General features: G+C 58.3%; 11 protein-coding genes. 6 read left to right on the plus strand and 5 right to left on the minus strand.

The genetic code is table 11. From position 1 onward, the window contains the following. The first annotated feature begins 630 nt into the window (after positions 1-630). The 5 genes from G3480_RS22405 to G3480_RS22425 all read left to right on the plus strand — a co-directional run bounded on the left by G3480_RS22405 (position 631) and on the right by G3480_RS22425 (position 3,423). A complete protein-coding gene (locus tag G3480_RS22405) occupies positions 631-855 on the plus strand; it encodes a BrnA antitoxin family protein (protein WP_240905983.1) in 225 nt (74 codons plus the stop codon). 383 nt (positions 856-1,238) lie between these two features. Further along, positions 1,239-1,511 (plus strand): hypothetical protein, encoded by a 273-nt coding sequence (locus tag G3480_RS22410; RefSeq protein ID WP_240905984.1) that lies wholly within the window; start codon positions 1,239-1,241, stop codon positions 1,509-1,511. Positions 1,512-1,737: 226 nt separating this feature from the next. Next, the gene (locus G3480_RS22415; RefSeq protein ID WP_164656260.1) at positions 1,738-2,274 is read left to right on the plus strand and encodes a hypothetical protein; all 537 of its coding nucleotides are present in this window, start codon (positions 1,738-1,740) and stop codon (positions 2,272-2,274) included. A 68-nt stretch (positions 2,275-2,342) separates the two neighbouring features. Then, positions 2,343-2,507 (plus strand): hypothetical protein, encoded by a 165-nt coding sequence (locus G3480_RS22420; protein ID WP_164656261.1) that lies wholly within the window; start codon positions 2,343-2,345, stop codon positions 2,505-2,507. A 568-nt stretch (positions 2,508-3,075) separates the two neighbouring features. Next, positions 3,076-3,423, plus strand: coding sequence for a hypothetical protein (locus G3480_RS22425; RefSeq protein WP_164656263.1), 348 nt, complete (start codon positions 3,076-3,078; stop codon positions 3,421-3,423). A gap of 115 nt (positions 3,424-3,538) precedes the next feature. On the opposite strand, the gene G3480_RS22430 is transcribed toward G3480_RS22425, so the two are convergent. From G3480_RS22430 to G3480_RS22450, 5 genes are all read right to left on the minus strand, one after another. Next, positions 3,539-4,711 (minus strand): PcfJ domain-containing protein, encoded by a 1,173-nt coding sequence (locus G3480_RS22430; RefSeq protein WP_164656265.1) that lies wholly within the window; start codon positions 4,709-4,711, stop codon positions 3,539-3,541. Between the two features lie 236 nt (positions 4,712-4,947). Continuing rightward, the gene (locus tag G3480_RS22435) at positions 4,948-5,475 is read right to left on the minus strand and encodes a hypothetical protein (RefSeq protein ID WP_164656267.1); all 528 of its coding nucleotides are present in this window, start codon (positions 5,473-5,475) and stop codon (positions 4,948-4,950) included. A 38-nt stretch (positions 5,476-5,513) separates the two neighbouring features. Then, complete coding sequence (locus G3480_RS22440) at positions 5,514-8,285, minus strand: AAA family ATPase (protein WP_164656269.1); 2,772 nt, start codon at positions 8,283-8,285, stop codon at positions 5,514-5,516. A gap of 13 nt (positions 8,286-8,298) precedes the next feature. Then, the gene (locus G3480_RS22445) at positions 8,299-8,991 is read right to left on the minus strand and encodes a hypothetical protein (RefSeq protein WP_164656271.1); all 693 of its coding nucleotides are present in this window, start codon (positions 8,989-8,991) and stop codon (positions 8,299-8,301) included. 109 nt (positions 8,992-9,100) lie between these two features. Beyond that, positions 9,101-9,646, minus strand: coding sequence for an HD domain-containing protein (locus G3480_RS22450; protein WP_164656273.1), 546 nt, complete (start codon positions 9,644-9,646; stop codon positions 9,101-9,103). A gap of 390 nt (positions 9,647-10,036) precedes the next feature. Here G3480_RS22450 and G3480_RS22455 point away from each other — a divergent pair, with 390 nt between their 5' ends. Then, entirely contained in the window at positions 10,037-11,428 is a 1,392-nt protein-coding gene (locus G3480_RS22455) for an Lrp/AsnC ligand binding domain-containing protein (protein WP_164656275.1), read from the plus strand. The last annotated feature ends 475 nt before the right edge of the window (positions 11,429-11,903 follow it).

Raw genomic sequence — 11,903 nt, forward strand, 5'->3', positions numbered from 1 at the left:
ACATGGTCGGACTCGATAGGGTCAGTCTGTTGAGTAAATCCCATCTTAACCGGGTAAACTGTTATTCGGAAATCACCTAACTCCAGGGGATGCCGGCCTTGCCGTTGGCCGGGGTCTCCCATCGGGGTCGGGTCTCCCACTGCACAGAATGGTGGAGCCAGAGGATTTCCCCCCCCCAGATGAGGGGGCTCCGGACATTTTGCCTCAGCGGAAAGGGCGCGAGGAGTCTTGCTTTCGCTAGAACTCGCGCTTGCACGCTGGCGGTTCCGACGCGGGGCTTCGCGACCAGTGCGCGGCGCGATGGGGCGTCGGAACTCATGCGAATGCCCGTTACGTCAGGAGTTAAGTAACGATTCAGGTGGTGCCCTTATCTATAGGATGACCTTTTTCTTAAGCCTCTGATTTAAAAGCGTAATAATTTCTCGCCATCCTATAGATTGTGGCACTACCCGTGCGCGAACGGATCTTGGCCGCTGAGCCGGTGTCGTGAGTTATTGTAAACGGGGTCTGGTCTTTCCTTTTGTAAACGGGGTCTGGTCTTTCCTTTTGCCTCAGCGGAAAGGGCGCGAGGAGAACAGTCGTTCGCATCATCTCGGCGCGAAAGGCCGACAAAGATGAGGAGCGAGCTTATTGGTTGCAACGATCATGAGAGACCACGACGACTTCTCCAAGATGAAAGGTCGGAAAAACCCTTTCATCAAACAGCTTACCCAACCGGTGACGATGCATTTGGATGTCGACACTATGGAGTATTTCCAATCGCTGGCCGAGGAAATGGGAATACCTTATGGAAGCGTCATTGACGTCTATCGCCGCGATTGCGCGATCCACCGACGCAAGCTGCCGATAGAATAGCCCGCGTAGGGGGGAACGCGAGAGCGGTTCCACTCTTCTAGTTGGCACCGTGATGGCGGATCGTCCTATCGGGCATCCGCCCTACGAGCTATGCCGAACTCAGTGCCTACCAGCGCCCCCCGATCTCGCCGCCGTCGCGGATCTGCGCGCGCTTTTCTGAAGTCATCTTCAGTCAGACCCTCCAGGCGCCTGAAGGCCCATCAGGGTCAGCTGCTCCTGGTGCTCTTGCGTCAAGACATCCCACTCAGGGCTTTGAAGGTGCGAAAATACAGCTTTTATAATCAGCATCTTACGCAGGTCACCAGGCCGTGCGCCGGTGGTCAGCACCGGATTCGAGGCAGCGCGCAACAGGTAAATCAAGCGGTTACGCGCATACACTTTTCGTGACCTTCACAGCCCTGGACATCCCACTGCATACCAACGGCAGCGAGAACGACATCCGCAGCGATGTGAAATGGTGCAAGATCAGCGGCGGGACCCGCAGCGATCTGGGGCGCCGCTGCCGTGATACCTTCGCCAGCCTCAAGAAGACCTGCCGAAAACGCGGGATCTCCTGCTGGGGCTACCTCAACGACCGCATCGAGCAGGTCGGTGCCATCCCGCCCTTGTCCGAGATCGTGCGCGAACGGATCTTGGCCGCTGAGCCGGTGTCGTGAGTTATTGAGAAATTACCCGATCTACAGTCAAGTCGCATAGCAATGCACAGGCTTTTTGCACCACCGGCCATGTCGGTCAGTCCCTCCGTCGGTTCTTGACCGTTCAGCAAGCCAGCGCTACGGTTAAGTTTCAGCCATCTGGGCGTGCAGTGGCGATTGGAATGTTTATCCGATGCCCACAATCCGGTGTTTCTGATAAGACAAAACATTGAGGACAGGAGGGTTTATGGCGAATTACTTAAAGCCCTGGTTGCTTGTAGTGGTTTTTGGAGGCTTCCCGTTTGGCGCTCTAGCTCAAGACGAAATACGGGACACGGGATGGATCGTAAATCACAGCGACTTCCAGAAGGTTTACGACTTGTTAATCGCTGATGGCTACTACCCCACGGTGATTGCGGGACGACGTGCACTCTTTGACGAGTTTCGGGGCGTTTTCGCCAAAGTTCCATCCGACGACTTCACTGCCTACGGATACCACGGCCTAACCGAAACTGAATATCAAGATCTCATTGCGTGGGCGGAATCAGAAGGATTTCTAATCACTTCCAGGCAGTCTTTTGAAGGGTTTTTCGGCGATCCGCTCTACCAGATCGTGATGGTCTACAGCGGAAAGTTTGTCCCTACCTACAGCGACGGGACGCTCAAGATGCCACTTGTATGGGTATGGAGCGGGGAACAATGGCTTTCCTACTATGCTGAACTTGCCGTAAGAGACGGTTTCTCACCCTTGACGTTTTTTCTTTCTAACGCGATTCCGAAATAGGGTAACGCCCCATACTTATGCGCTGGCGGGCTCGTTCGATCTGACGCAAAAAGGCGCCCAAATGTCGATTGGGACCGTACCTCGACCCAGGCCCAGTCATCGCCGACCTTCAGGGCCTCGACGATGAAGACGACATCGAGGTGATGCCGTTGCCTGATCTTCTGGCGCAATGGGGCGAGAATCGCCTGAAGCTCAATCGTCCCAGGTGGCGAGGTCGTGACTGGGCCGACTGACCACAGCCCCAAATCCTGAAACGATGAGCATGGCCAGGAGCCCGCTGGCCAGTAGGATTCGGGAAGCCGATACCAACGCGGCTGGCGATTGACATCTGTCGATTTTCCCGCTTCTGGGATAGGCCCATAGTTTTACCCATAAGTCGATCAGGATAACCCGCTCAAGCACTTGCACCGCCAGTTTACGGACCCGTGAATCGAGCGACCGCCGGCGCCTAGGAGCTGGATCAAGAGCTGGTAGTGCCGCACACGAAGCGCGTCAGGAGATATGGGGATAGGCCACCATAGCCAATGAATTTTTGCCGACTGTGGAGGCATCCCACCAACGCGCATTTTCAGAATCACTGATCGTTAACAGTTGAATGACCTGGAACACCCCGTCTGCATGGAGGAAAGGGATGTGGCGGTTGACGAAGTGCTGGATCCAGGCATGATGGCTGAGTCTGCGGCATTTGCGGCCCCTGTCTTTGCTGCCATCATCGAGGCCAGGATCGCGGCGGACAGCACGAAGGATTGCAGATCACGAAAGCCGGCCTGAGAATGACCGGTCACCATTGGAGATCTCGCCATGCCACTCGCGCTCCGTGCCCTTCTTGTTGCCTTGGGCGGGCTGCTTGTCGCTGCCTCCTTCGCGTTTCTGCTTGAGATCATGTACACCATGTCGGAAAGCATGAAGCGCATGACCGAAGACATCACCAGCATGGCCGTCGACATGCACCGGATGGGGGGCGATATCAGCGGTCTCTCCGAGCAGGTGGCAGCCATTCGGGTTGGGGTCGACGGGATGGCGTCGGACATGCAGGGAATGCGAGCGAGCGTAGACCGGATGTCGGCGATGATCCAAAGCGGCGGAAAACAGATCGAACAGATCAACCCCATGGGTGCGATGCAACAGATGATGCCCTCGGGGCGTTGACCGGCCAGCATCGCGACGACCTGTCGCCGGCTTCATGGCCTTCGTCACCTCGCTTTGGCGACATTTTTGGTCTTGCGCCTCCATCTGGGAAACCTCCCTCGGAAGGCGTGTTCTATTATGAGTAATACTTCAACCACACAGCGACCACCTCCCGCGACGCGGGGCTTGGTTCACGGTTCCCGGCGAGTTTGAACTGACCAATGGTCGGCTCCGCCCCACCCAGCACGATTTCGATGGTCGCGCGCTCGGGTTCGAGCAGACGGTAAATGTAACAGCGGCGATTCCGGACCCTCCCGGCATAACTGGCGACGCAATGCCGCATGTCGCGCCCTTCCTTCGCTAAGTCGTCCGCGTTCAGAATGGGCTGAATCACCGGGGTGCCCGGCAACGGGGGTGGCGGAAACGCCAAGCCACGCCGACGCGCCAACGTCGGCTGTCGATTGACCCGCTGCATCCAGCGATCATGTAAGCGCTCCAGCGCCTCGAACGACGCGCACTGCGCGAGCACCTGATCGACATCGGCAATGTGGAGTAAAGCCCCGAGGTTGCGCGTATCTCGCCACAGAGACTGCTTCTGGGCAACAGCGGCCGTGGCGTCCGTGAGTCGTTGATAGCGGTGGTTTCCCAACGTCTTGAGCACCCGCATGCCAGCCAACGCGGGATAGTCCAAGCGGATCGCCAGCACATGGACCGGGATCCTGGGCCACTGGTTGAACTCGCGCCACAGCGGTTCGCGGTGGCGGTCTAAAAAGTTCAGGATCAATGCATATTCAACATGATCGCCATGCAACAACTCGATCCGGTCGATGAATTTCACCGCCGCTTCCGCACCGGTCCCAGTCAGTTCCTCCAGAATGGAGGACCGCCGCCGTGCCAGAAGCTGGTCGACAATGGTCTCGGACCAGCCGGCCCGATGCGCCGTGACGAGCAGCAACCACAATAAGGTGGGGCTTTGCGCAAACAAGTCCGCTGCCGCGCGTCGCGTCGCAATCCATTGCAGCAGGTGCGTTTGACAAGTCCAATAGCGCTCGGCGCGCAGACGAACTGACAGCGGAATCGGGGCGACAAAGGCAGACAGCGGCTCTTCGCCTCGCGCCTGCTGGGCCGCTTGGAGCAGCGGGATTCCTGGATCGAGCGACTCCGGACACCAGCCTCCCGAGTCCCAGCGCGCGACCGGCAGTCCCGCTGCCCAGGGGCCATACCGCAACCGTCCCTCGGCGGGATACGGCAAGTCGAGGATCAGCTCTCCCTCGGCATTCAACTGGCTTTGACAGGCGTCAATCCGCATGGTCGTCCATCATTGAAGATGCTCAGTAAGCAGGGCAATCCGCGCGCGGACAACCTTTTTGCCGTGTTGGCTCACTTGAAGGCACATTGATGGTGTTTCGTTTAGCATTCAGCGGTCAGCCTATCCGTAAGGTTCTCTAACCCCTCTTGGGGATCGAGCAGGGTGCCCTATTTTGTCCAAAGTCCAAAAGCCGATTGGCTGCGGTTCTTCCCTCGACGGCTCATCGGCTGATTGCGTCAGATCGAGCCCGTACTTGAGGAGATGGGTGGCGCAGCCTTCCAGGCAGCATGATCCCGAGGTAGCAGATGCCGCCAATACCATGAACACAAATTGCGTTTTAACCAGAATGAATCGGGCAAGCCCCTCAGTAGATTTGCCGCGCCGCTGCGTCCCGCATGGCGAGCCATGCGACAGGCAAGCGCGTCCTCAACTTCCGAAGACAATGACAACCCCTTGTAGCTCGCAAGCCGAAAGCCGACAAAAACCGTTTTCGCGATTAGGGGCAGCATGTCCTGGGGATAGTGGTGCGCCATGAGCGCAAGCTTTTCCGCCTCATCGCGCCATACATCCAGCAGGCTGTCATGTTGAAACCGGCTCAATGGGGTATCCACCACTCGGCATTTCTCAGAGAAATCGAGTGACAGACTGCCCAGCAGGCCAGTGACCACAGCATCATCGAAGCAGCTCTCATCCTTGGAATCCCGGCTGGCCGTCATAGCCAGTTGACGTCGGACGCACAGCGGAAAGTCCTCGCCGTTGATCATAGGGATCCGAGGGTGATTCCGGGCTTCAGATTTGGGCCTCATGATTTCCTCCGTTCATTGCACGCCTCAGGGGAGGCCTCTGTCACTAGCGCGTAGAGCGCATCATGTGCCAGCGCCCCCTGGTCCAATAGGGCTGCGGCGACCGCCTCGACCGCCGGCCAGTGAGCATTGAGCAATGCTTTGGCATCGTCCTCTGCCTGGCTCAGCCAGATCCGGACACGGGCTTCGACCTGCTTTTCGAGACCCGGCATGCGTATGCCGGAGTCTGTGGGCGTTAGGTGTACGGCGCCGACTTCGGGATCAAGTCCCCAATGCGCGACAGCCTCATAGGCGAGGCGGGTGGCCTGCTTCAAGTCGGAGGCATCGCCGTTGTCGATGCCTGCCTCAGCAAAACGCAGCCGTTGCGCCACGCGACCGGCCATCAATGCGGCCAGTGTGGAGCGCGTGGCCTGAATGCCTACGGCAGAGATGGTGTCGCGGGATGTCCAGACGTGCCCGGCCTCCGCTTCACGCGCCGTCAGCGATACGTAGTCGACGCGGCCGACGCCATTGACGATGTGGGCAACGGCATGGCCAGCCTCATGGAATGCAATGCCTTCCCGCACGCCTTGGGCATAGTCGACCCGCTCGCCAAAGGCCACCCATTCCAGCGCATCGCGTGCGCCGCGCCCGTCCAGGGCTTCGGCGAGCTGCATTTCGCGCATGGCGGCAGCAAGCTGGGCGCCGCTCAAGCCGGCACTGAAGTCGACCAGCGGCTCGATCTCATCGGCCGACAAGCGATCCTTCAGCGGCGATAACAGCTTGCGTCGCGCCTGGCGGTCCAGTGGCCCAATCTCGAATTTCAGCTCGATGCGCCCCGGGCGTAACAAGGCTGGATCGATCCGCTCCGGCGGAAAATTCGTGGCGCCGACCACGAAGATGGGCTCGCCGATCTGGCTGCTGATGCCGTCGATGGCAGCCAGAAGGGCATTGACGGCGGGGTTGAAGGCTTGGCGCCGATGACCCAATGCATCGAGCTCGTCAATGAACAGGATTGCGGGCGCGTAGCGCTTGAGGCGGTCAAAGACCCTTTGTTGGAAACCGAGGTCGAGCATCTGGGCACCGGTGACCGCCAGGAATGGGAGCCCTGCCTCGTGAGCAAGCGCCTTGGCCAGCATCGTTTTACCGGTGCCGGGTGGGCCGTACACGAGAAGTCCTCCGGCTGGTCGCAAGCCTTGCTCACGCAGGCTGGCCCAGTCGCGCAGTTGCCGCGCGTGGCGACGCATCTCGGCCTTGACCTTGTCCATGCCCGCGACATCGTTGAAGCGAACATCGGGCGCCTCGACCAGCAGCGCCGCATCGCCCTGAAAGTCATCCGCCGAGACGATCTTGACCAGGCGTGGATTGACGACGGACAGCGCGAGCGTCTCGCCCTGGATGCTGACATCGATGTCGAGCTCGACCCGTTTCATGGTGCGCAACAGGGTCTTCACGGGATCCGCGCTCAGCGCGCGCAAGATGTCGGCTAGGGCAATGGAAGCCTCATCGGTCACCGTGATCGCAATCCTGCTCCACCAGCACCGCGTTTTCAGTGCATGCTGGATCACCGGCTCGAACAGGCGTCTCGACAGGCTTTGCAGCCCAACGCGGCGTGCATCCACTTGGCCGCCATGCTCGAGGACGAGCAGGCGGGTCAGATCCTCGCTGCCGTCGATGTCGACGCAGACGTCATGCGTGGATTCAAAGTGCTGTACGGCCAGTCGGAGGTTATTGCGCGCGATTGATGTGAGCGCCGCCCAATCCAGCCGCCGGAAGAGGCAGAGAACGCCTTGCGCCGCCAGACGCGATAGGACAGGGGAGGAGAAGCACGGCCCCGGCGGTTGCGAGAGCGGGTTGTGGGCGCGGCGCAGACTGGTCAGCAGCGCGGAGGCGACACGATTTTCGCCGCCTTCGCGTTCCAGGCGGTCGAGCAGGGCCGGCCCATCATAAAGCTCTGCACCCGTTTCGACACACAGAACCAGATGGCAGTGTCTAAAATCCACCTCAGGCGGAGCGATCTGTTTCCTGTTCTTGTCATCGTCCTCGAAGAAACCGTGTTGATCCGTCAACCAGCCGGATTCCAACAATGGGGCCAGGAACGACTGCACGTTTGAGTGCATCCTGTCAAAATGATCCAGCACAATGACTGTCCTGGGATTCAAGCGCACGAAACTGGTGAGTTCCCCCGGGCGGGCGCCCTGAAAGGCCGAGCGGGAGCCATCAAAGGCGAAGCGCTCGATCGCCGAATCAATACCGGCACAGTCGTATTCCCAGATTCGGTAGCCACCGAGCGCGTCGGCCAACAGGTGGGCGGCATGGGACTTACCTGACCCCGGTGGACCCGCGAACACATAGACGCCACGCAACCCCTTGTCGTCATGTCCATGCCCGGCAAGATAGACCGATATCGCCTCCACGACGGCTGGCTGCCCTTGCAAGTCGGTCTCGAGTCGAGATCGGATACGGGCCGCGGTTGCCAGGGTCGAGGGCAGACCGCTGCCGGTGAGATGTTTCAAACGCACTTCCAGGCCGACCGTCTTGAACTTGCGAACCCAGTTACGCACCTGCCGGTCCAGCGGCAGCTTGAATGCATCCCCCGCCCGGATGACCATCGACTCGGCATCGATCGCCGGATCAGGCGCGCTCGTTTTGGCGTTCAGGGGCCTCATCAGCGCCGCGTTACCGCCCTGGACCTCGACGTAGGGCAACGCCTGGAGCAGGTGAGGCATGGCGACGACCTTGGCCTTCTCGCGCAGCGCGAAGGCCTTCGCCAACAATAAGAGGTCATTCATCAGATAACCTCCGCTAGACCGCATCAGGGATATCGATATCTCCACCCCGGCTCAAACGGCGAGCCAGTGCGATATCTCCCTCTTTGATCGCGCGGTCGATCTCCGCCACGCGGCCTTTTGCGACAGACCGGACTGTCTTGGGTGACGGCTCTTCCTTGCTTGCCATGTCCGGTATCTCGGGCTCACAGTCGGCTGGACTCAATTCCATGTCGCCCCCATCCGCGGCCCACATGCAAGCACGTTGAAGGGTGAATGCCCAACCCATTTCGACAAGGAGAATACGTACCGTGTTTTCCGATAGGGTCTCGATGAACGGCAAGGCGATCTCGAATACCGGTCCCTCCTCGTCAGTGGTTCTGAGGCGCCCCAACTCCGCGGCTTGAGAAAGCTCCAGGTAACCCGGTTCCCCTTTCAGTACACCGAAATGGAACAATTGCTGTTCGCTGCGCTTCTTCAGGAGTGGCGCGCGCCAGAACAGCAATTGGCTTGAAGGGTCGAACAGAATATAGGTGTCTATTTGTTGGCCGTCAGCGTTGAGCGGCACCTCGAGGCGTACACATTCATTCTCTTCCAGCGCGACAGGCCTTGGCCTGACGCCCAGAAGAACCTCCATGTGTGTGCTGAAATCATCGATTAACCCTTGCATCGTGTTTACCTGATTGACGACTTTCTCAACGAAGGCGGCTTTCAGCCGGCCTCTTTCCATAACCAGCAGCAGAAGAAGAAGATTCTGGGTAAGGCGATTTCTGCGGAAGAACCTGCCGATTACGATGGGATTTGCGCGCTCACTGACCTACAGGGAGCCTGAGATACTATTACCGCTCATTAAATTCACCACCAGCGGAACGATTCGCAAAGGCTTGGTCGAATAGAGACTCTAATCCCATATGCGTTCCGCGGACTTGGGTAATGACCTCCGCGGCGAAGTCAAAGTAGCTTTGCGATCGACTGTCATCCCAGTTGACGGGCATTTGTCTTATGTTGCAGATTTTGTCCGCCAATTTAATGAGCCTTGCGCCCTGACTTGCACTGCGTGCTCGGAGCACCTGTTGGCGCCTGCGTTCAACCTTCGGCAGAGCGGTATCGTCACTGACCTCCATGACCAGATTGCAGATCTCAGCCCCGAAACGCTCGAGCAACTCCTGAGGCTCCGTCGCGCAATCTTCCAAAACGTCGTGGAGCAGGGCGGCGCAGAGGATCTGCGGATCATGTACACCGCCTTCGACCGACAGCACTCGGATCAGATCGATAGGGTGGTTGATGTAGGGCGAGGCATCTGGGTCGCGCCGCCTCTGATTCCGGTGTTGTTGCGCTGCGAAGCTGAGCGCGTCGATCAGCAGCGCGAGACTCGCGTGGTCCATGTTTTCTCCTTTTGAATCTTGATCATCATGCCGGGTGCCGGGGTAGTGCCTCGCTCTCGGGTGGAGCAAGCGAAGTGGGTCCACCATCGTCGCCGATGCCGCACGCACGTCACACATAGATTCGTTCTAGTTGGATCCGCGCTCGATGTCAATTCACAACTCTATGTAATTTATACATAAAAATAGACTGATGCTGTCGGTATCGTCGCACGACCTGCCGGCCGTCATGTCGCATATTTTGCCTTTTTCGTATTTAACATAAACATATTCGCGGATTCTTGTCGGTCTTACGTTGCATCTCAAATCTCCTTGGTGTAGGCTTGTTAATATCGCATTCGCGATTTAGTCATTTACGTCGGTGTAACCGACGTCAATCTGGAGGGTCTGTCGGTGTCGGAAATGAAGATTGGCGAGGGGCGGGTCGTGGAATCGTGGCGGCTGATGAACCTCAAGGCACTGCTGAAAGCGATCGATGACGACGAGAACGAAGCCAGGAGGCGCCTAGCGGAGGCCATCGCGCAGACAACGGGAAAGACCTCGAGAGTCGCCAAGGATCAGCTTGGAAGGATCTTGAGCGGCACGGGTACACTCGGCGACATCTGGCTCGGCTACATCGAGACGGCGGCGCGACGGCTTGCGGAAGCCAACGTCGTTGACCGGCGGTTCGCACGGGACTCCGCGTTGGACTTTCCTCCAGAGTCGCCTGCCGTCGTTTACGTGCTCGCCGCGGTCAATGTCCGTGCATGGGGCGAGATATTGTCCTCGTTGCAGGACATGAGAGAGGTCGTCGAAGCCAGTCTCGTCTATGGCGACTCGGAAATGGATGCGATCATCAAGCTCAGGGCGCCACTCTCCGACATGTATGACGCGATCCTGCGCATCAGCGCCCATCCCCATGTGAAGCACACGCAGTCCCTGCAATCAGCACCCTGTACGCGCATGCAGCGAAAACAAGGAGAGGTCTCCGCCGATCTGGATCGGTTTATTGCGACCTTGGGGAGCAGTAGAAGATCTCTCCCCATTCCAGATTCCACAATGGATTCACTCCCCATTCCAGACTCCGTGGATCTCGATGGCGTGAGTAAGGGGCTGGATCAGGATAAGGAGTCGATCTATCCGGACCCCAAGATTCGCGAGCTCTATGAGAATGAGATTAGGAGCAAGGTGGATGGTCTGCAAGACGTCCTCTCGAACCGCCATCTGAGCATCAAGCGTGACGCATCACTGAAACGTCTACCGGTCGACATTGTCAATGCCGCGCGGAAAAGAATCTCGGCGGTAGTCATCTGGACGGATCAACCACAGGGAGAGTGTGATCGGGCGCGCCGTTATTTGGAAGCGCAAGCGAAAAGGATCCAATATTCCGGTGGTGAGTTCATTATCGAACGCACATTCGTCATCCCCGATGATTATGACCTCATCAAGGACACTAGACTCTGTTATCGAATCGAGCGTGAGATCACATCAGGAATCAATGTGAGGCTTCTCGAAGCGGCGAGATGGCCGAAAGAGCGGCTCGCTGACAAGCCCTACGATTTTGGATTGATGGACGATCAGATGCTTTGGGAAGTCGACCAGGCGGTCAATGCGGAAGGGCTAAGAATCATTTCAGTTTCACTGCAACAAGCCAGAATACAGTTAGCGCGAATGCATTTCGGCGCGATATGGCGTGAGGCACAGGAAATATCACCGGACTTGGGGAAACGTTTGGCAGGTGTTGCGGCTAGCGTGGAGCCACCCGACTGTGAAACGAACGCGATCCAGCAAACAGTCTCCCCCTAGACAGTCTCTCCGTAGGATGTGGTGAGCGTGCGTACCGCATCATTTTGGAGAGGGAGCGCTTGCTGGCAGAGAACCGGACGTTGCGAGCTCCCATCGGGGTCGGGTCTCCCATTGCACGGCATGGTGGAGCCGGAGGATTTTCCTCAGATGAGGTGGGCAGCTCTGTCGAAGGGAATCGCGCGGACGCTGCGGGATTGTGCGGGCTGAGGCTCGGCGCTAGCCTGATGCGCCGTCAGAGCAGGGGAAGGGGCCATGGTCAAGCACCACGACACCGGCTACAAGGAGCTGTTCAGCCATCCGGAATTCTGCTGCTCGGGGGCTGCCGCCGCTGCTGCCGATGGTGCTCTACAATGGCCGCGAGCGTTAGAGGCTGTCTGAATATTGCAATCGCCCGAGCTGTAGATACTCTGTTCTGACGCAAGTCCGATTTGCCTCCTGTCCATCATTTTTTTCTATCGGCATCGTTGTCTCAGCG

This window comes from Thiorhodococcus mannitoliphagus, from assembly GCF_010915725.1.
Classification (GTDB): domain Bacteria; phylum Pseudomonadota; class Gammaproteobacteria; order Chromatiales; family Chromatiaceae; genus Thiorhodococcus; species Thiorhodococcus mannitoliphagus.

Coding starts and splice junctions, on each gene's coding strand:
- G3480_RS22445 (WP_164656271.1), bottom strand. CDS start 8,991: ATGGAAAGAGGCCGGCTGAAAGCCGCCTTCGTTGAGAAAGTCGTCAAT.
- G3480_RS22430 (WP_164656265.1), bottom strand. CDS start 4,711: ATGCGGATTGACGCCTGTCAAAGCCAGTTGAATGCCGAGGGAGAGCTG.
- G3480_RS22435 (WP_164656267.1), bottom strand. CDS start 5,475: ATGATCAACGGCGAGGACTTTCCGCTGTGCGTCCGACGTCAACTGGCT.
- G3480_RS22415 (WP_164656260.1), top strand. CDS start 1,738: ATGGCGAATTACTTAAAGCCCTGGTTGCTTGTAGTGGTTTTTGGAGGC.
- G3480_RS22450 (WP_164656273.1), bottom strand. CDS start 9,646: ATGGACCACGCGAGTCTCGCGCTGCTGATCGACGCGCTCAGCTTCGCA.
- G3480_RS22425 (WP_164656263.1), top strand. CDS start 3,076: ATGCCACTCGCGCTCCGTGCCCTTCTTGTTGCCTTGGGCGGGCTGCTT.
- G3480_RS22440 (WP_164656269.1), bottom strand. CDS start 8,285: ATGAATGACCTCTTATTGTTGGCGAAGGCCTTCGCGCTGCGCGAGAAG.